Below are 19,228 nucleotides of genomic sequence, written 5' to 3' on the forward strand. Positions count from 1 at the left end.
TTTTTATGAATAAAGAACGTCTGACAGAACAATTTTTGGAAATCGTACAGATTGACTCGGAATCAGGACAGGAGCGCCGGGTGGCGGATTATCTTCTCGGCCTGTTAAATGAACTGGAACTTGCCGGTTTTGAAGATGACACTCAGGAAATTACAGGCTACGGTGCAGGCAATCTAATCTTTACGCTAAAAGGCGAAGAAAATATTTCACCGGTCGCATTCATGGTCCATATGGATACAGTGACGCCCGGTATCGGTGTGAAACCGCATATTAAAGACGGCTACGTATACAGCGACGGGACGACTATTTTAGGTGCCGATGACAAAGCAGGAATTTCTGCGGTTATCGAAGCGGTACGTGTCCTTAAAGAAGAAAACGTTCCGCACGGCGACGTTGAAGTGATTATTACAGTCGGTGAGGAGACAGGTTTAATCGGCGCAAAAGCACTGGATATTAACAATATTAAGAGTAAATTCGGCTATGCAGTCGACGGGACGGGCCCGGTAGGCACAATTGTTAACCGTGCACCGACACAGACGAAAATTAAAGCGACGATTTTCGGTAAGAAAGCCCATGCGGGCATCGAACCGGAAAAAGGCGTCAGTGCAATCAACCTTGCTGCCAAAGCAATCAGCAAGATGCATCTTGGGCGCATCGATGAGGAAACAACATCAAACATCGGTACGATTAAAGGCGGTCAGGCGACGAACATCGTTGCAGACAACGTTGAAATTTTAGCGGAAGTCCGCAGTTTATCAGATGAAAAACTGCATATTGAATCAGATAAAATTAAAAAAGCATTCGAAGAAACAGCAGCGGAACTCGGCGGCAGCGCAGATGTGCAGGTGGACGTAATGTACCCGGCACTTCACGCACCAAAGGAAGATCCTGTTATTACAACTGCAGCCGAGGCAATTAAAAATATCGGCAGAAACACAGACATCATCAGCCTCGGCGGCGGCAGCGACGGCAACATTTTCCACGGTCAGGGCGTACCGACAGCAATTCTCGGCGTCGGTTATGAATACATCCACACGACGAGCGAGCGCATGCCGCTTGAAGAGCTGTACAAAATGACTGAACTCATTATTGAAATCGTTAAAGTTCACTATGCAAACGAGAGTAAATAAATTTAAGTAAAAAAGAACCGCAGCGCGGCCGCGCTGCGGTTCTTTGTGTTTCATCTTCTATTCGTCCAGCGCCTGCCACACTTGTATTTTTGTTGCAGGGTCGTCCAGTGAGTATGTATGCTTAATTAATTCAAGCGAGAAATCGCACGTCATATTGACGTCTTCTTTGAAGTGCCATCTGCGGAAAATATATTCATATACTTTATCAATTTCGACATCAAATGCGCCCGATGTATCAAAAATTTCATACAACATCGATTCTGTAAATGTCTCGTCAAACGGGGTGTGCTGGTAGCTCGATGTCCCGACGAATATTTCCATCTCACCGTCGATGACGCGCTCCTGTACGAATATGCCTTTGACAAAGCCGTCGTTGTAACGGAGTATTTCATCGATCAGACCGTCGCGTTCAAGTATTTTTAAAAACTTATACTTGTAGTCCGGCTGGTAAGTGTTGATATCGAAATACTGCGCAATGCCAATCAGACGGAAACTTTCGACAAATGTACGGTATGACTGATATTTCGGCTGTTTCGTCGGTACAACTTCAAATGAAATGTAGTCGAGCAGGTCCATTTTCTTAATGTTGCGCTCGGTTTCATGCACCGGAATGCCGAATGTACGTGTGTAAACTTTTTTAAACTTGTCCACATCGCGGTAGCCGTAATATTTAGTAATATCAACGAGACGTCTGTGTCCCTGGTAAACTTCATATGCAATTTCCGTCATGCAGCGTTTTTCCTGGTACTGCGCCGGCGTCATTCCGACGAGCGATTTAAAAATCGTCATAAATGATTTCGGCTCAACACCCATATTTTCCAAAACCTCACCGAAGTCGATTTTTTCCCGGAGATGGTCTTCTATATATACGATAAATCTCTCTACAAATCTGATCGTTTCCATGTAATCACCTATACTTATTGTACTGTTATTTATTATTCCACCCGCGGCTGAAAAACACAACTGATTATATGATATAATAAAGCAATTAATTAACGAGGTGTCGAAATGAAATTTACTGTTTTGGGGTCGGGCGCAGGGCTCCCGTCCAAAGATAGAAATACGCAGAGTTTTGTCATTGACTGCGTACTTGAATATAATGAATACATTTTAATCGATGCCGGTGAAGCTCTGCAGCACCGCATCCTTCATACCCATATTAAACCATCTAAAATTAAAAACATATTTATTACGCATCTTCACGGCGATCATATCTTCGGGCTGCCCGGGTTTTTATCGTCGAGAGCTTTCCAGGGCGGGGAAGGGATTCCGCTTAAGCTTTACGGTCCGAAAGGACTTGCCGAGTGGATTGAAACAACGTTCCGCATTTCAGAAAGTACGCTAAACTATCCGCTTGAAATTATTGAAGTCGAACCGGATATGAACATCCGTCTGAATAATTTTGATGTTCGTGTCATTCCATTATCTCATGGTATTGATTCCTATGCCTACATTTTTAAAGAGGATGACAAAATCGGTGAACTGCAGACGGATAAACTCCGTGAACTCGGTATCAGACCCGGACCGGTTTACGGTGAAATTAAAGCAGGCGAAACGTTTACGCATGAAGGTAAAGTCTATCAGACGTCGGACTTTATCGGTGAGACGATTGAAGGGCGTAAAATTTCAGTACACGGTGATACGCGTTTAAACAGCAGTACAGTGTATCTCGATGCAATCAGGGATTCCGATCTCCTCGTGCATGAAGCAACGTTTTTAAATAACGAAAAAGAAAAAGCACATGATTACTTCCATTCGGAAATTAACCACGTGCTCGACGTTTTTAAAGATGTGAATTACAAGCAGCTGTTAATCGTGCATATCAGCAGCCGCTATACGGATGAGGATATTAAACAGGTCAGCGCTTCAATAGAAGGGCGTGCAGTTATTGCCTGTGACTATTTCGAACTTCCCATCCCGCGTAACGTGAAATAAAATCAGCGACCGTATGACGGTACATTTTCGGATTGCGGTTGTAGCTTTCCACGTGATTGCCGCGGTCCGGGTACCATTGTTCTTTCGGTCCTTTTTTCCTGTTATACAGTTCAACCGACGCTTCATAAGGAATAAACGAATCGCGTTTTGAATGAATAAACAGTACAGGCTGTTCAATTTTGTCGACTACTTTAACCGGTGACACATGGTACATGCTGAATTTACTGCGCAGTTTTAAAAAGACGTATGTAAACAGCAGTACAACCGGCGATGCCACACGCGAGTATGATGAATAAATATGGGCCAGCTGATCTCTGAACTTCGCAAACGAAGCATCTGAAATATAGAATTTCGCTTTGTTCGACAGTTCACCTGCATAGAGCAGTGTTGTCGCAGCACCCATCGATTCCCCGTGAACGCCGAATTCGATATCATCGCCGTAGTTTTCAAGCAGATATTCAGCAACAGTTTCAAGATCGAACTTTTCATAGAAACCGTATGTTGAATCCACACCGCCTGAACTGCCGTGACGGCGTGCATCGTAGACGACACAGTTAAAGCCCATGTCATTAAACAGGTTGACGTATTTGGTTGAGCTCAGTTTGTTTTCGGATACGCCGTGACATATGATAACCCATTTATTCGTTTCGTTCGGGTAGATGAACGACGCGCTGATGTTGTAGCCGAATCTCGACGGCACGTTCACAATGTCTTTAGGAAGTTTATCGTATTCTTCCATATTCATGCGTTTTGCACGTGTTTCGCGGCGTTTAATAATTTCAATGTCCCGCAGTTTGAAAAACATTATCTGGCTCGACGCGAAGTAGCCGAGCGATATAAAGAGCACGACTGCGGATGTAACAAGTGCAGCGAGCCATTTGGAAAAATTTTTCATTGGAATCCTCCATTCTTTCTGACACACATTATTATATCACCTGGTTTTATTTTTCAAATCGTTATTTTTGTATTGGAATATGATATATTGATTATAACTCTTAAAAAGCGGTGATTACTATTTCTAACGAACATTTAATAGAGAAGACACGTTCAAAAGAAGATATATATGACGGTAAAATAATCGATGTTAAAAAACTGTCGGTGGAATTGCCAAACGGCAATGAATCATTCAGGGAAGTTGTTTATCATAAAGGTGCTGTCGCAGTCATTGCAGCGGACAGAGACAATATGTATTTTGTTAAACAGTTCAGAATTTCAACAGAGGAAGTTCTGCTCGAAGTACCGGCAGGAAAAATTGAAATTGACGAACATCCCGATGAAACTGCTCGTAAAGAGCTGAAAGAGGAAATCGGCGGGGAAGCAGGGGAACTGAAAAAACTGTATGAGTTTTACGTTTCACCCGGATTCTCAAATGAACTGATTCACTTATACGAAGCGGTGGACATTTCATTCGGCGATTCTCAATTGGAAGAAGATGAATTTCTGGATATCGTCAAGGTGCCATTGACGGAGTTAAAAACGAGAATGCATAACGGCGAGTTCCGTGACGGTAAAACACTGGTTGCTGTACACCATGTGCTGTTGTCAAAAGGTTATTTATAATCATTACAGATAACTTTTAAAAAGAGCCGTTCTTATGTATAATTGTTATCAATAAGATTAAGAAGTTGGAAGGTGCAGTTGTGGAAAAGAGAATTGAGCGAATTAAAGAAGCTTTACACGAAGCTCGTTATAAATTAACTCCACAGCGGGAAGTCACTGTGAGAGTTTTGCTTGAAAATGAAAGCTCTCATCTGAGTGCTGAAGATGTTTTTATGAAAGTTAAAGATAAGTATCCGGAAATCGGACTGGCAACAGTATACCGTACACTTGAGCTTTTAAATGAACTGAATGTACTCGACAAGGTGAATTTTGGCGATGGTGTATCAAGATATGATTTAAGAAAAGAAGGTGCACAGCACTTTCATCATCATTTAATTTGCATCCATTGCGGTTCGGTGGAAGAAATTGAAGAAGACTTACTGACGGATGTTGAAAAAATCGTGACACGCGATTTCGAGTTTGACATTATCGATCACAGGTTAACTTTCCACGGCGTCTGCAAATTATGCAAAGGGAAAGAAGGAAACACAGATGCTTGACCGTTATGTTGATGAATATTTAACGTATTTAAAAATCGAGCGTGGTTTAAGTGATGCTTCAATCTCATCATACAAACAGGATTTAAAACAATACAGTCAATATTTAACTGATGAAAATGTTACGGGTGTCGAGCAGATTACGACAGAAATCCTCGTAACATTTTTACAGTTTTTATCAGAAAACGGCAAGAGCAATAAAACCATCAGACGCATTCAGTCGACGCTCAGAAACTTTCATCAGTTTTTGCAGCTGGAGCAGGTCATCGATACGAACCCTGCGCTCAGACTGAATACGCCTAAAGAAGAACGCGAATTGCCGGTCGTATTAACCGTCGAAGAAATGGAGACTCTCCTTCATGCACCGGATAATACAGCACAGGGCATCCGCGATAACGCGATTATGGAGCTCCTGTATGCGAGCGGTCTCAGGGTAAGCGAACTGATCAACTTAAAGCTCAGCGACCTGAACCTCGATATGGGTTTTATACATGTATACGGTAAAGGAGACAAGGAAAGAATTGTACCGACGACCGAATATGTGGCGGATAAATTAAACAATTATATAAAAAATCAGCGATTAACGTTATTAAAACATGAAAATACTGATATACTGTTTCTTACAAACAGAGGTAAGGGATTCACCCGTCAGGGATTATGGAAGACAATTAAGAAGTATGTACTGATTAGCGGCATCGGTAAAAATATCACCCCGCACACGTTCAGACATTCATTTGCGACGCATTTAATCGAAAACGGTGCGGACCTCCGTGCCGTGCAGGAAATGCTAGGTCATTCCGATATATCAACGACGCAGGTATACACACAGATCTCTGCAACGAAAATCAGAGAAATGTATAAGCAGTTCCATCCAAGAAAGTAGGTAAATTATTATGTACAAAAAAATTCATTTAATCGTTCTTGATTCAGTCGGTATCGGTGAGGCACCGGATGCGGCGGATTTTGGAGACAAAGGTACCCACACTTTAAAACATACATTGGAATCACATCCAAACACATTGCCGAACCTTGCAAAACTCGGCCTCGGCAACATCGATAAACTTCCGGGTGTTGACAAACAGGACAGCACGACAGGATTCTATACTAAAATGCAGGAAGTATCCAAAGGTAAAGATACGATGACAGGACACTGGGAAATTGCCGGCCTGAACATCGACACAGCATTTAAAGTATATCCCGACGGATTCTCTGATGAGCTTCTGAACAAAATTACAGAAGCAACAGGCCGCGGTATTATCGGCAACAAACCGGCAAGCGGAACTGACATTATCGAGGAATTCGGTGAGCATCAGATTGAAACGGGCGATTTAATCATCTATACATCAAACGACCCTGTACTTCAGATCGCAGCAAACGAAGAAGTGATTCCGCTGGACGAACTTTACGACATCTGTGAAAAAGTACGTGAAATGACGAAAGAAGCCGAACACCTTGTCGGCCGCGTTATCGCACGTCCATTCGTCGGCTCTAAAAAAGGCGAATTTAAACGTACGGAAAACCGTCACGACTATGCGCTTGAGCCATTCGGCAGAACGGTATTAAACGCGCTGAAAGACGATAACAAAGACGTGATTGCAATCGGTAAAATCAACGACATCTTTACGGGAAGCGGAATTACAGACGCAGTCCGTACGAAAAGCAATGACGACGGAGTCAACAAGCTGCTGGAAGTAATGGACCGCGACTTTAACGGACTGTCATTCCTTAACCTTGTGGACTTCGACGCAGAATACGGCCACCGCCGTGACCCGGTCGGCTACAGCAATGCATTAAAAGCATTCGACGACAGACTTCCTGAATTAACAGATAAGCTGACAGAAGATGATCTGTTAATCATCACTGCAGACCACGGCAATGATCCGACATACACAGGAACAGACCACACGAGAGAATATGTGCCTTTATTAGTGACGACAGGCAGAGAACTTAACTTCGGTGAGATTGACCAGTGTGCAACATTCAGCAACATCGCCGCAACAGTCGCTGAAAACTTCGGTGTCGACTATGAAACGCACGGCGAAAGCTTTCTTAAGGATATTAAATAAATGAAAAAAGCAAAATACATTATCTTTCTCGGAATACTCATCATGAGTATTTTCTGGGGATTCATGTACTGGATGTTTTTAGTATAAAAAGAATACGACTGATGGAAGAGACGGCTCAAACACCTTCACTTTAAGGTGTTTGAGCCGTTTTTTGGTTTTGCGGGGGAGTGTGATTGTGTCCAATGAGCGGGCGACGACGGATTAATAAGCCGGGTTTGGACCAACGAACAGTCCACGACGGACCAATAAGCCGGGTTTGGACCAACGAGCAGTCCACGACGGACCAATAAGCCAGTTTTGGACCAACGAACAGTCCACGACGGACCAATAAGCCAGGTTTGGACCAACGAACAGTCCACGACGGACCAATAAGCCAGTTTTGGACCAACGAGCAATCCACGACGGACCAATAAGCCGGGTTTGGACCAACGAGCAATCCACGACGGACCAATAAGCCAGTTTTGGAGCAACGAGCAGTCCACGACGGACCAGGAAACCACGGAAACCACCTAAACCACGTACCCGGCAAAAAACCACCCCGAATCGGGGTGGTTTCCAAATTAACTATCCTTTCCGCTGTTTTAGTCTCCGGTTCAGCGCCTCCAATCGTGCTTCAATCACGTCTTCGCGGTCACGCAGGCGGTGGCGGTGGATAATGTGCTCGTCTTTTTCAAAACGGTTGAGTATTTCGAGTGTGAATGCGCTGTATGACTCATAGTCATCACGGTACATGTCGTACAGCGACTCGTACACCCACTGTTTGACAGGATAATGCATCGGTGTAAATGGCACTTCGGCAAGCGATTCGAACCGCTCTGAAATCACATCGGCAAATTCCGCATCAAAGCCGAACGCGCCAACGTCGTATTCGTATTTCTCATACAGTTTCAGGGCGCGTTTGTACGATGTTGCGGCGCCGATAATATTATCACGTCTGTAGTGGTATTCACCGGTTACTATCAGCACAAGGAACACTTCCGGGTCTTCTTTCGTAAAGTTTTCCTTATCTTTCCATGCTTCTTCCATGATTTCATGGCATTCGAAGTAATCTTGCTTTATAATTAATTCGTTAAAGAATTGTAAAAGTATTTCTTTATCGATACGTATCACTCCTAAAATTGAGGTTTTGTAATGACTGCTTATAAAGTTAAATTAGATGTTTTTGAAGGACCGCTCGATCTGCTCCTTCATTTGATAAAAGAACTTGAAATTGATATTTACGACATTCCGATGAAAATGCTCACCGAGCAGTATATGGAATATATCAATCAGATGAAAGAACTTGAACTCAACGTTGCGAGCGACTATCTCGTGATGGCGAGCGAGCTTGTGAAAATTAAAAGCCACATGCTGCTGCCGGAGCCGCCGATGGCCGATGAGGATTATGAAGATCCCCGCGAGCAATTGATGTCCCAACTGATAGAATATCAAAATTATAAATTATATGCTGAGGAACTGAATAAACTGAAAGAGGAATCCGGACTTCAGTTCGTGAAAGCACCACACCTGTTTGAAGATGACGGGGATGACACGGAGACACTCGAGCTGAGTCTTCACGATCTGCTTGAAGCGTATAATAAAGTGAAGTCTCGCGTCTCTCTTACCGAAGAGTCATACGTCGTTGTCCCGCGCGAGGTATACACGAAAGAAGAGGCAGTCGAGTTTATCGCGTCGAAGTTTAAAAATGCAAAGACGTTAAAAATGACCGAACTGCTTACTTTCGACGAACCCCGCACTAAAGTGGTGCAGGTATTTATTACTATATTAGATTATATCAGTCAGAATCTCTATCAGATTACACGCATCGATGAAGATGATTTTGAGCTCGAAAGGTTGGCTTAAGTATGGAAAAAATAAACATTATCGAAGGTTTATTATATATTGCCGGCGACCTCGGTTTAAGTGAGGAGGCACTGATGATGCACGTGCCGATTACTAAAATGCAGCTGGAAATAGAAGTGGAAAAATACGACAAGGAACATTTAACGATTGACCGCCACGGCGATATGTACTTTTTAAAAACGACGGACAACATGGAGAAGTATATTAAGAGAGTGCTCGCAGACCGTCCGGCGAAAAAATTATCACAGGCTGCATTAGAAGTGCTGGCAATTATTGCCTATAATCAGCCGATTTCACGAAACGGTATAGAAAGTGTCCGGGGTATCGTGTCAGACGGCCCGATTTCTACGCTGATCAACAAAGGCCTGGTGAAAAAGAAAAACATTACCGACGAACGTGCCGCGCACTTTGAAACGACACAGAGCTTTTTGGAAACATTCGGTCTGAAATCTTTAGATGACTTACCGGCAGATGATATGATAGCAGAACAGGAAGAAATTGACCTGTTCTTCAATAGCTTAAAGGAGCAAAACTAATGAAAACTACACGTTTAAATAAAAAAATTGCAGATGCAGGTATTACTTCACGCCGTAAAGCAGACAAGTTAATCGAAGAAGGCCGCGTATACGTCAACGACAAGCTCGTGACGGAACTCGGTCTGCAGGTTACCGACAAAGACCGCGTAACGGTCGACGGTATTCAGCTGACGAAGGAAGAACCCGTGCACATTTTATACTACAAGCCGACAGGCGAAATCTCAGCAGCGGAAGACGATAAAAAACGCGACACAGTTATCGACGCATTTCATGATATCGACGCACGTCTGTATCCGGTAGGGCGTCTTGACTACGATACATCAGGGCTTCTGCTCGTGACAAACGACGGTGAGTTCACGCAGCTGATGACACACCCGAAATTCGAAATGAAGAAAACATACAGAGTAAAAACAGACGGCATTCTTCTCCGTCACCAGCAGGATGAAATGCGCCGCGGCATTAAACTGGACGACGGTAAAACAGCACCGTGCGACCTGAAAGTCATCCGCGACAAGGGCGGCAAAGATATGATTCTTGAAATAACAATTCACGAAGGACGCAACCGTCAGGTCAGAAGAATGTTTGAACATTTTGGACTGAACGTTACGAAACTTACACGTATCCGTTTTGACTTCCTGACACTCGACGGCTTAAAAGAAGGCGAGTACCGTTTCCTGAAACCGCATGAAGTGAAAAAGCTTATTGCGAACAGTAAGAAATAAGCTGCTAAATGTCATAATAATGTCAAACCGCAACAAAATGTGCAGTGTTATAATTATTGCTACGTACGCATTTTATTGCGGTTTATATTAATTTGGAAAGGGGCCTGACGTTGAAAAAAGGAACTAGAAAAATTATTCGTACAGGTACAATTATTACAATTGCTGCGCTGCTCGGCATTACTTTGTATTTAAATTTGAGGGATGGCTCTCAAACGGTAAATGTCGGAGACGAAGCAGTCGATTTTAAACTGGAAACACTGGACGGCGAAGAGATTCAGCTGTCTGAAATAACAAAAGACAAAGGTGTCATTGTTAACTTCTGGGGCACGTGGTGTAAGCCGTGCCGCGAAGAAATGCCGGAAATGAACCAGGTATATAACGAAGGTCATGAAGACTACGAAATTATCGCTGTAAACGTCTCTGAAAACAAACAGCAGATTGAGCAGTTTATTTCAGGTCTTTCAGAAGACCTCGATTATCCAATCGCTTTAGATCCAAACCGCAGTGTCACGAAAGCTTACAATATCGGACCGCTGCCGACGACAATCGCGATTAACAAAGACGGTGTTGTCGTTAAAAAACAGGAATATCAACTGACTAAAGAGGATATCTACACATTTATAGATGAATCTCTGGAATAGGATGACCTAACATGGAACTTAAGGAAATACAATGCAGTCACTGCGGTCATGAAAACCCGCCCGGCACCCAGCTGTGCCAGTCGTGCGGTAAAATGATCAATGAAGACTACGACAAGAAAAAAATTAAAGACCTGATGCGCTACGACGGAAGTGCCGTGCGTTCGAAAGTCCGCTCTCAGAGTATCTTTGATAAAATCTGGAACTTCTTCACTTCCATTAAAGTCGGCGTAGCCATTATCGCAGTTATCGCGATATCCGCAGCAATCGGGACGATTCTTCCGCAGGAATACTTCATTCCGATCGGTGCAGACCCGCTTGAGCACTATACAGAACATTACGGAACGTTCGGACGTCTGTACTACGAGCTCGGCTTTACACAGCTCTATTCATCATGGTGGTTTGTACTGCTGATGGGAATGCTTGCACTGTCACTCGTTGCAGCAAGTATTGACCGCGGTGTGCCGCTTTATAAATCTTTAAAGAATCAGCGCGTTAAAAAGCACGCTTCATTCTTTAAACGCCAGCGTCTGTTTTCGGAATACGATTCAGCAGACACAGCACCGGAACTTGCAAAGTCATTTGAACAGAAAAAGTACAAACTGAGAACTGACGGAGAGCACTACCTGTTTGAAAAAGGCCGCCTGTCCAGATGGGGCCCTTACATTAACCACACAGGTTTAATCATCCTGCTTATTGGAAGCATGCTTAGATTTTTCCCGGGAGTGTATATCGATGAAATCATCTATGCACAGGAAGGTGAAACAGTCAGCATTCCGACAACAGACGGCAAGTACTACATGCGTAACGACGGTTTCACACTCGATACATACGATGAAGAAGCCGGCACTGTATTTGATGAGTCACTGCAGAATAACCAGGCCATGACGATCAGTAACTTCCAGACGGATATTACAATGTTTGAAAATAAAACAGCGGATATCGTCGGCTCTAAACCGGAACTGGAAGAGATTGAAGACTACAGCATCCGCGTCAATCATCCGTACCGCTTTGACGATTACGAACTGTACCAGTCAAGCTACGACAACTCGCAGATGAAATCGATGACGTTCAGACTTGAAGATTCAGAAGGCAGCGTTATCGGTGAAAACTTTGAAGTAAATCTCGACGATCCGGCAGACAGCTACAAAATCACTGAAGACATTACTGTCAATATGAAGGCCTATTCACCGGACTTCCTGGAAATCGATGAGAACGGTACACTGATATCAGCCACACCGGTGCCGACGAACCCGGCATTCGTCTTTGAAGTTGCAGCAGGCGGGGAGAACGAACTGAGTCTCCTGCAGATTATGAACTCAACGAATATTACCAAGGACAACGAGTACAGCATTAAATTCGTCGAAGCTGAACAGCATATGGCGAGTGTACTGACATTGAAAAAAGACCTGGCAATGCCGATCATTGCTGTTGGATTTGTTATTTTCCTGATTGGGCTGTTTATCGGTTCGTACATTAACCACCGCAGAATCTGGATTAATGCAGAAGACGGTACGATGAATCTCGCAGCTCACACAAATAAAAACTACTTCGGCATGAAGAAGGAAATGGATGAAGTACTGGAATCCCACAATCTTCACGAAGTGTTCGACAAACAGGCAAAAGAGGAAAATGACAAGCTGAAAGGATAGTGTTTAATTTATGGATGCAACATTTTTATCACTGAGCAACACACTGATATATATCGCATTTATTATGCTCTTAGTGGCACTCGTGCCGCTGGCGGTAAGTGTTAAGGAAAAATCTGAGTCACACAAGTTCGAAAAAATTGCAATCTGGATGATCAGCATCGCATTCGTGATGGAACTCGCATACTTCATCCTCCGCTGGATGGCAACAGGACATGCACCGGTTTCAAACATGTATGAATTTATCGCGATGTTCTCGATCATGCTGATTGGCGGATATTTAATTACGTATCACTATTTCAAATCGAAAGTCTTCGGACTGTTCGCCATTCCAATTTCGCTGCTGCTGCTGGCATACGGCAGTTTGTTCTCTACAGACGTTCAGCCGCTGATTCCGGCACTGCAGAGTAACTGGCTGGCTATTCACGTTATTACAGTGACATTGTCTTATGGTATACTGTCAATGAGTGCAGTAGCAGGACTTATCTACCTGATAAAAGCAATTCCTGCAGAAGAAAATTCATGGCGCGCACGCTCGCTGGAACTGATCATGTTCGGAATTCTTACAGTCATTATGTACATGGTTACAACAGTATTTATGCAGAACATTATCGGTTACAACGATGAGTTCTACTATACTGACCAGCAGGGCCAGCAGGTAATTGCAGAGTATCACCTGCCGAGTCTCGTGAACTACAACGAAGCAATTCCGGTCAGTCATGTCGGAGACAATGAATATGAGCCGGCAGACCACTTCCACCTTGGAATCGACCTGCCGCCGGTAATTAAGGCACACACTTTAAATACAGTAATATGGTCAATTATTGTCGGTTTAATTACGTACGGGATCGTTCGTCTGATTATTAGAAAACGACTGTTCACGCTTGTTAAGCCGTTAACTAAAAAGGCCGATCTTGCATTGATGGATGAAATTGGCTACCGTTCAGTTATTATCGGTTTCCCGCTGTTTGCACTCGGAGGCATTTTCTTCGCTGCAATATGGGCTCAGATTGCATGGAGCAGATTCTGGGGCTGGGATCCGAAAGAAACGTGGGCATTCATCACATTTATGTTCTATACAATTTTCCTTCACCTCCGCTTAAACCGCGGTTATGAAGGTGAGAAGTCTGCATGGTTAGCCGTAGGCGGGTTCATTCTTATTCTGTTCAACCTGATTGCGATTAACTTAATTGTAGCCGGCCTGCATTCGTACGCATAATATGAAAAGAGGGTAATTATGGCAGAAAAAATACTTTTAGTCGATGATGAAGAACGTATTCGTAAATTGCTCAACCTGTACCTGACGAGAGAAGGGTACGAAATTACTGAAGCCGGAGACGGTAAAGAAGCACTGGAACTGGCACTACAGGAAGATTTCCATTGTATTCTGCTCGATCTGATGATGCCTGAAATGGACGGGATTGAAGTTGCGAAAGAACTGCGCAAGGAAAAATCAACACCCGTCATTATGCTGACAGCTAAAGGCGAAGAGGCGGACCGCGTTGAAGGGCTTGAAGTCGGTGCCGACGATTATATCGTCAAGCCGTTTTCACCCCGTGAAGTCGTCTTAAGAGTAAAAGCAATATTACGCCGTTCTTCCGAAACGGCATTTATCGAAAAAGATTCATCAGTGAAAGATATGATTGTTTATGAACACCTTGTGATCGACAACGACGCACACCGCGTGCTTGCCGATGACAAAAAAGTTAATTTAACACCGAAAGAATACGAACTGTTATTATTCCTAGCGAAGAGTCCTGATAAAGTATTTAACCGCGAAGAACTGCTGAAGGAAGTTTGGAACTATGACTTCTACGGCGACTTAAGAACAGTCGATACGCACGTCAAACGCCTCCGCGAGAAACTGAACAAAGTATCTCCGGAAGCGAGCCAGATGATTCACACAGTCTGGGGTATCGGCTATAAATTTGAGGTTAATGAAAAATGAGTTTTTTCTCCAGCGTTGTAACTAAACTGTGGTTTACTATCTTAATGATAGTGACTACAGTTTTAATTATATTATCGATCATTTTGAGTTTTTACTTCAGAAACTATGCGCTCAGCAGCACGGAGGACAACCTGGAAGAAGAGCTGACGCGGATAGAAAACGTGGTACTCAGCAACCACACTCTGGACTTAAACGACTCATATCTTGCATCCGAAGAAAATCTGATCATATACTCGGACGGGCAGTTTATCGCGGGAAGCAGCCAGGTCGCCGAGGAAATCTACAATGAGATGACGAAGTCAAATCTGTCGAGCAGCACGTTTATCGTACACGATATTAACGACCGTGAATTTATGGTTAAGGTATCCGATTTAAGCGAGTACTTTGAATCCGACACGGCCATTATTAAATACAGCGATCTCGATGCGCTGAACCAGTCCTTTTTAACAGTCCTGATTATTTTAATTATTACAGCGGCGATACTGTTTTTAATTACGACATTTTTCGCGTTCTTTCTTATATCGAGAATTACAAAACCGCTTATCGCGCTGAAGAACTCGTCGTTCTCTACAGCAGCAGGAAATTACAACCAGCTGAAAGTCACATCGCGCGATGAAATCGGCGAACTGACACTGGCATTTAACAAGATGAACGACAACATTAAAAATACAATTACCGAGCTGACACACGAAAAAAACCTCCGGGAGACTGTGTTCTCATCTCTGTCAAACGGTATTCTGTACTTTGATACCGAAGCACGTCCTGTCTATTCGAACGAACCGGGCCGGACTTATTACGACATGTTCCGGCAAAACGGCGAAGCCTTCGAATACTTTAAGCGTTTAATTATCGACGTGTCGGCAGCCGATGAAAACCATCTCGAACGTCTGGATATTGACGACCTTCATCTGCAGCTTGCGATGTCCCCGGTAAAATCAGCGGAAGAACAAAACGGGGTAACCGTCCTGATCCGCGATATTACCGACGAATACAATACAGAGAAAATGCGCACCGACTTTATTTCCAGCGTATCCCACGAACTGAAAACGCCGATGGTGATGCTGAGCGGATATTCGGAAGCGCTGCTCGATGACATCGTGACCGACCCGGAAGAGATTAAGGATATGGTGTCGATTATTAAAGACGAATCCGACCGCATGAACAAACTCGTCTCGGAACTCCTGATTATTGCACGCATGGATTCCGACGATGTGCTGTACGATATTAAACCGCAGAACTTTAACACGCTGCTCGGTGAACTTTATCAGCGTTTCGATTACAAGCTGAAAGAAAACGGCATCGGTATTAACGTAACCGGCAGTGAAGAACCGGTCGAATTCCCGTTCGACTACGATAAACTGAACCAGGTCTTCACAAACTTAATCGACAATGCAATACGCTATACAAAAGCAGGCGATACGATTACAATAAATATTGCAGAAGATGACACAGGCTGTGTGGAAATCAAAGTCAGCGACACCGGCACAGGTATAAAACGGGAAAATCTCAAACATATATTTGAGCGGTTTTACAAAGCCGATGAAGCACGGACGAGAGGTAAACACGGCACCGGGCTCGGACTGTATATCGTAAGCAACATTATCACGAAGCACGGCGGGACGATAACAGCAGACAGCATCTTCGGTGAAGGTACAACATTTACAATTAAACTGCCTAAAGAATAGAAAGGAATGAGCCATTTGGACAGACAGCGCTTGAGAAAAATTATTTACATCAGTATATTGAGTGCACTGGCATTCATTCTGATGCTGATACAATTTCCGCTGCCGTTCCTGCCGCCATTTTTAATGCTTGATCTGTCGGACATCCCGGCCTTCATCGGTTTCATACTCTTTGGAGGCATCGGCGGCTCGCTGATCATCATTATGAAAATTGTGCTATACAGCATACTTATGGCAAGCGAACCCATCGGTCCCATCGCCAACATGCTCGCAGCATTTTCATTCCTGCTGCCGGTATACTTTTTCTACTACAGACGAAAAACAGCGAAAAGCCTAATTATGGGATTCATTGCGGGAACTATTGTGCTGACAGTCGCACTCGCAGTACTCAACTACTTTGTGCTGCTGCCGGCATACGGTATAATCGTCGACCAGACGGACGTCATCAACAACCTCCGTACGATAATTACAGCGGGAATTATTCCGTTCAATATCGTTAAGGGAATCATTTTAAGTCTGGTATGCTATGTCATTTATAAAAAAGCAATTCCTGTTCTGATGAACAGACAATAACAGGAAAATCACCCGGCACTGAGTGAAGTGGCGGGGGGTTTTTTGTGGGATTGGGGGTGGGGACGTGGAACCGCCGTTGTCATCCGGGGACGCTCGGTTCACAACGGGAAACTGCCGTTGTCATTCGGGGCTGCTCGGTTTACAACAGGGAACCGCCGTTGTCATCCGGGGCTGCTCGGTTTACAACAGGAAACTGCCGTTGTCATCCGGGAGCGCTCGGTTTACAACGGGGAACCGCCGTTGTCATTCGGGGCTGCTCGGTTTACAACAGGGAACCGCCGTTGTCATTCGGGGACGCTCGGTTCACAACGGGAAACTGCCGTTGTCATTCGGAACCGCCCGGTTCACAACAGGAAACCGCCGTTGTCACTCGGAACCGCCCGGTTCACAACAGGAAACCGCCGTTGTCATTCGGGGCTGCTCGGTTTACAACAGGGAAACGCCGTTGTCATCCGGGGCTGCTCGGTTTACAACAGGGAACCGCCGTTGTCATCCGGGGACGCGCGGTTCACAACAGGCAACCGCCGTTGTCATTCGGGGACGCCCGGTTTACAACGGGAAACTGCCGTTGTCATTCGGGGACGCTCGGTTTACAACAGGAAACTGCCGTTGTCACTCGGGGACGCTTGGTTCACAACAGGGAAACTGCCGTTGTCATTCAGGACCACTCGATTCACAACAGGCAACCGCCGTTGTCATCCGGAACCACACGGTTCACAACAGGGAGCGACCGCCAAACCAAACACCCAACCCAACCGCATCAAACAAAAAAGGACAGAACCACCGGGGTCCCATCCTTTTATCTGGTTAAATTTTATTCGTATTTTAACGGATCGCCGTCGAATGGTGCTTCCTCAACTTTGATTGAGTCTGTCGGACAGCCGTCAAATGCATCTTCCATGTCTTCCAGAAGATCTTCCGGCACTGCAGTTACACCCTTATTATCATCTAAAATGACGTAAGCAATGCCGTCGTCATCGTAATCATATATATCTGGAGCTGCTGCACCACACGCTCCGCATGCGATACAAGTATCTTGGTCTACTATTGTGTACTGTTTTGCGCTCATATATTTCACCTCTTAACGTTTACGATTAGTTCATAACTAATATTAAGAGAAAATCGAAAAATTATCAATGAACAATCATTGAATTCGTCAACAATACACCTGAAGTATGATTACTCTTTAAATGTCCATACAAACAATATATAATTAAATCAAGAATCAAGTTACTAGGAGAATGCGCTATGAAAGATGATTTTTACAAAGATATTAAGCATAAGCGTGCACAGGATGAGAAATCTAGTAAAACAAGTGCAGGTAACAAAAAGTCAGATAATGAGCCTAAAGAAACTTTGAGCCGCAGTGCACGACATAAATCCAAAGATGCCGGCGACAGTAAACAGCCGGATAAAAAAGTGCCGCCGAAAAAACAGCAGCAGAAAGAGAATAACTTTACCGATAAGCTGAAAGGCTATTTCACCGCTGAAAACGCAGCAAAAGGGAAGGCACTGTTTGCCGGAACTCTCGCTTCATATCAGCAACGCATAAAAAATGAACTTAAGATTTCAAAAGAGAAACTCGGCAGCATCACTGCCGCGAAGGGGACTGTTAAAAGGCCTCAAAAAAACAGCGGTGACAAAGATAAAAAGAAGCGTATGCTTCCGTGGGTTTTTGGCGTCCTGATTTTACTGCCGATTACAATCTTACTGGCATTTTTAATCTTTTCGAACTTCTGGCCGTCGCTGAATGATGAAATTCAGACGGCGAACGAAGGCACAACAGAAGAAACAGCTGATAGCGGAAATGGAGATAGCGGTGCTGAAGACGGGACGGACAATGCTGAAGGTTTCAACGAAGAACTTGAAGCTCAAAAAGCCGAGCACGAACGCCGCCTTGCAGAAAACCGCAATGAAGATCTGAGTACGAAGAACATCGATACAAATTATTCACAGGAAGAACTTCTCGAACTCGAAGAAGCTGCACTTGCTGCGATCCGCAGCAAGGAAGATGGTTCAGATGACGCTGACGAAAAGAAATCTGACAGCACTGAACCTGAATCAGAATCAGACACAGCAGCGGATGCAGAAGAAGACTCCGATTCCGATCAGGCATCACAGCAGTCGGAATCAGAATCTCAGGAATCGAAATCCCAGTCACAGCAGCAGACAGAAACTGAAGCTGCAGACAGCAGTACAGAAACGGATGCCAATACCAATTCTGCAGAAACACAAAACGCAAATGCTTCACATGTCGTTACACCGGAAGATAACCTCTACCGTATAGCAATCCGGTACTACGGTGACGGCAGCGCTGAAAACGTTCAGCGCATCATGGAAGCAAACGGTGTCACACCGGACAGCCTGTCAATCGGGCAGGAACTTATAATACCGTAAATGAAAGTAGGCCA

20 protein-coding genes are annotated in these 19,228 nt (G+C 44.3%); 16 read left to right on the forward strand and 4 right to left on the reverse strand.

Features of this window, described 5'->3' with window-relative positions:
* Positions 1–5: 5 nt before the first annotated feature.
* Positions 6–1,130, forward strand: a complete 1,125-nt coding sequence (locus tag RZ44_RS03985) for a M20/M25/M40 family metallo-hydrolase (RefSeq protein ID WP_035808731.1) — start codon at positions 6–8, stop codon at positions 1,128–1,130.
* Between the two features lie 57 nt (positions 1,131–1,187).
* Here RZ44_RS03985 and RZ44_RS03990 read toward each other — a convergent pair whose 3' ends face one another.
* On the reverse strand, positions 1,188–2,033 hold the full coding sequence (locus tag RZ44_RS03990; RefSeq protein WP_035808732.1) for a helix-turn-helix domain-containing protein: 846 nt from the start codon (positions 2,031–2,033) through the stop codon (positions 1,188–1,190).
* Between the two features lie 105 nt (positions 2,034–2,138).
* Here RZ44_RS03990 and rnz point away from each other — a divergent pair, with 105 nt between their 5' ends.
* A complete protein-coding gene (gene rnz / locus RZ44_RS03995) occupies positions 2,139–3,065 on the forward strand; it encodes a ribonuclease Z (RefSeq protein WP_035808733.1) in 927 nt (308 codons plus the stop codon).
* On the opposite strand, the gene RZ44_RS04000 is transcribed toward rnz, so the two are convergent.
* Positions 3,016–3,960 carry an alpha/beta hydrolase gene (locus RZ44_RS04000; RefSeq protein WP_035808736.1) on the reverse strand — a complete coding sequence of 315 codons (945 nt, stop codon included), beginning with the start codon at positions 3,958–3,960 and terminating at the stop codon, positions 3,016–3,018. The two genes, rnz and RZ44_RS04000, sit on opposite strands and share 50 nt — an antisense overlap.
* Positions 3,961–4,070: 110 nt before the next feature.
* Here RZ44_RS04000 and RZ44_RS04005 point away from each other — a divergent pair, with 110 nt between their 5' ends.
* The 4 genes from RZ44_RS04005 (at position 4,071) to deoB (ending at position 7,227) form a co-directional block, all read left to right on the forward strand.
* Positions 4,071–4,625 carry an NUDIX hydrolase gene (locus RZ44_RS04005; protein ID WP_231856249.1) on the forward strand — a complete coding sequence of 185 codons (555 nt, stop codon included), beginning with the start codon at positions 4,071–4,073 and terminating at the stop codon, positions 4,623–4,625.
* A gap of 80 nt (positions 4,626–4,705) precedes the next feature.
* Positions 4,706–5,164 (forward strand): ferric iron uptake transcriptional regulator, encoded by a 459-nt coding sequence (gene fur, locus RZ44_RS04010; RefSeq protein ID WP_035811534.1) that lies wholly within the window; start codon positions 4,706–4,708, stop codon positions 5,162–5,164.
* Positions 5,157–6,044 (forward strand): site-specific tyrosine recombinase XerD, encoded by an 888-nt coding sequence (gene xerD, locus RZ44_RS04015; RefSeq protein WP_035808740.1) that lies wholly within the window; start codon positions 5,157–5,159, stop codon positions 6,042–6,044. The genes fur and xerD overlap by 8 nt, the downstream gene beginning before the upstream one ends.
* 10 nt (positions 6,045–6,054) lie before the next feature.
* Positions 6,055–7,227, forward strand: a complete 1,173-nt coding sequence (gene deoB / locus RZ44_RS04020; RefSeq protein WP_035808743.1) for a phosphopentomutase — start codon at positions 6,055–6,057, stop codon at positions 7,225–7,227.
* A 564-nt stretch (positions 7,228–7,791) separates the two neighbouring features.
* Here deoB and RZ44_RS04025 read toward each other — a convergent pair.
* Positions 7,792–8,337, reverse strand: a complete 546-nt coding sequence (locus RZ44_RS04025; RefSeq protein WP_035808746.1) for a DUF309 domain-containing protein — start codon at positions 8,335–8,337, stop codon at positions 7,792–7,794.
* A gap of 21 nt (positions 8,338–8,358) precedes the next feature.
* Here RZ44_RS04025 and RZ44_RS04030 point away from each other — a divergent pair, with 21 nt between their 5' ends.
* The 9 genes from RZ44_RS04030 (at position 8,359) to RZ44_RS04070 (ending at position 16,817) form a co-directional block, all read left to right on the forward strand.
* Positions 8,359–9,069 (forward strand): segregation and condensation protein A, encoded by a 711-nt coding sequence (locus RZ44_RS04030; RefSeq protein ID WP_035808750.1) that lies wholly within the window; start codon positions 8,359–8,361, stop codon positions 9,067–9,069.
* A 2-nt stretch (positions 9,070–9,071) separates the two neighbouring features.
* Positions 9,072–9,605, forward strand: coding sequence for an SMC-Scp complex subunit ScpB (scpB, locus tag RZ44_RS04035; protein WP_035808752.1), 534 nt, complete (start codon positions 9,072–9,074; stop codon positions 9,603–9,605).
* Positions 9,605–10,327: a pseudouridine synthase gene (locus RZ44_RS04040; protein ID WP_035808753.1), complete on the forward strand. Its 723-nt coding sequence runs from the start codon at positions 9,605–9,607 to the stop codon at positions 10,325–10,327. The genes scpB and RZ44_RS04040 overlap by 1 nt, the downstream gene beginning before the upstream one ends.
* A 110-nt stretch (positions 10,328–10,437) precedes the next feature.
* Complete coding sequence (locus RZ44_RS04045) at positions 10,438–10,968, forward strand: redoxin domain-containing protein (protein WP_035808755.1); 531 nt, start codon at positions 10,438–10,440, stop codon at positions 10,966–10,968.
* 11 nt (positions 10,969–10,979) lie between these two features.
* Positions 10,980–12,617, forward strand: a complete 1,638-nt coding sequence (locus tag RZ44_RS04050; RefSeq protein ID WP_035808757.1) for a cytochrome c biogenesis ResB family protein — start codon at positions 10,980–10,982, stop codon at positions 12,615–12,617.
* Between the two features lie 10 nt (positions 12,618–12,627).
* Entirely contained in the window at positions 12,628–13,833 is a 1,206-nt protein-coding gene (gene ccsB, locus RZ44_RS04055; RefSeq protein WP_035808759.1) for a c-type cytochrome biogenesis protein CcsB, read from the forward strand.
* Between the two features lie 18 nt (positions 13,834–13,851).
* The gene (locus tag RZ44_RS04060) at positions 13,852–14,562 is read left to right on the forward strand and encodes a response regulator transcription factor (RefSeq protein WP_035808761.1); all 711 of its coding nucleotides are present in this window, start codon (positions 13,852–13,854) and stop codon (positions 14,560–14,562) included.
* A gap of 44 nt (positions 14,563–14,606) precedes the next feature.
* Positions 14,607–16,247 carry a sensor histidine kinase gene (locus RZ44_RS04065; protein ID WP_231856251.1) on the forward strand — a complete coding sequence of 547 codons (1,641 nt, stop codon included), beginning with the start codon at positions 14,607–14,609 and terminating at the stop codon, positions 16,245–16,247.
* Between the two features lie 6 nt (positions 16,248–16,253).
* Positions 16,254–16,817 (forward strand): ECF transporter S component, encoded by a 564-nt coding sequence (locus tag RZ44_RS04070; protein ID WP_231856252.1) that lies wholly within the window; start codon positions 16,254–16,256, stop codon positions 16,815–16,817.
* Between the two features lie 814 nt (positions 16,818–17,631).
* Here RZ44_RS04070 and RZ44_RS04075 read toward each other — a convergent pair.
* Positions 17,632–17,886: a ferredoxin gene (locus RZ44_RS04075; protein WP_035808773.1), complete on the reverse strand. Its 255-nt coding sequence runs from the start codon at positions 17,884–17,886 to the stop codon at positions 17,632–17,634.
* Positions 17,887–18,065: 179 nt separating this feature from the next.
* On the opposite strand from RZ44_RS04075, the gene RZ44_RS04080 reads away from it, so the two are divergent.
* Entirely contained in the window at positions 18,066–19,214 is a 1,149-nt protein-coding gene (locus tag RZ44_RS04080) for a LysM peptidoglycan-binding domain-containing protein (protein WP_035808781.1), read from the forward strand.
* Positions 19,215–19,228: the final 14 nt, after the last annotated feature.

Source organism: Jeotgalicoccus saudimassiliensis, assembly GCF_000756715.1.
Taxonomy (GTDB): domain Bacteria; phylum Bacillota; class Bacilli; order Staphylococcales; family Salinicoccaceae; genus Jeotgalicoccus; species Jeotgalicoccus saudimassiliensis.

Coding starts and splice junctions, on each gene's coding strand:
- RZ44_RS04050 (WP_035808757.1), top strand. CDS start 10,980: ATGGAACTTAAGGAAATACAATGCAGTCACTGCGGTCATGAAAACCCG.
- RZ44_RS04060 (WP_035808761.1), top strand. CDS start 13,852: ATGGCAGAAAAAATACTTTTAGTCGATGATGAAGAACGTATTCGTAAA.
- deoB (WP_035808743.1), top strand. CDS start 6,055: ATGTACAAAAAAATTCATTTAATCGTTCTTGATTCAGTCGGTATCGGT.
- RZ44_RS04000 (WP_035808736.1), bottom strand. CDS start 3,960: ATGAAAAATTTTTCCAAATGGCTCGCTGCACTTGTTACATCCGCAGTC.
- RZ44_RS04075 (WP_035808773.1), bottom strand. CDS start 17,886: ATGAGCGCAAAACAGTACACAATAGTAGACCAAGATACTTGTATCGCA.
- xerD (WP_035808740.1), top strand. CDS start 5,157: ATGCTTGACCGTTATGTTGATGAATATTTAACGTATTTAAAAATCGAG.
- scpB (WP_035808752.1), top strand. CDS start 9,072: ATGGAAAAAATAAACATTATCGAAGGTTTATTATATATTGCCGGCGAC.
- RZ44_RS04070 (WP_231856252.1), top strand. CDS start 16,254: ATGAGCCATTTGGACAGACAGCGCTTGAGAAAAATTATTTACATCAGT.
- RZ44_RS04040 (WP_035808753.1), top strand. CDS start 9,605: ATGAAAACTACACGTTTAAATAAAAAAATTGCAGATGCAGGTATTACT.
- RZ44_RS04030 (WP_035808750.1), top strand. CDS start 8,359: ATGACTGCTTATAAAGTTAAATTAGATGTTTTTGAAGGACCGCTCGAT.
- RZ44_RS03990 (WP_035808732.1), bottom strand. CDS start 2,033: ATGGAAACGATCAGATTTGTAGAGAGATTTATCGTATATATAGAAGAC.
- RZ44_RS03985 (WP_035808731.1), top strand. CDS start 6: ATGAATAAAGAACGTCTGACAGAACAATTTTTGGAAATCGTACAGATT.
- RZ44_RS04080 (WP_035808781.1), top strand. CDS start 18,066: ATGAAAGATGATTTTTACAAAGATATTAAGCATAAGCGTGCACAGGAT.
- RZ44_RS04065 (WP_231856251.1), top strand. CDS start 14,607: ATGATAGTGACTACAGTTTTAATTATATTATCGATCATTTTGAGTTTT.
- rnz (WP_035808733.1), top strand. CDS start 2,139: ATGAAATTTACTGTTTTGGGGTCGGGCGCAGGGCTCCCGTCCAAAGAT.
- ccsB (WP_035808759.1), top strand. CDS start 12,628: ATGGATGCAACATTTTTATCACTGAGCAACACACTGATATATATCGCA.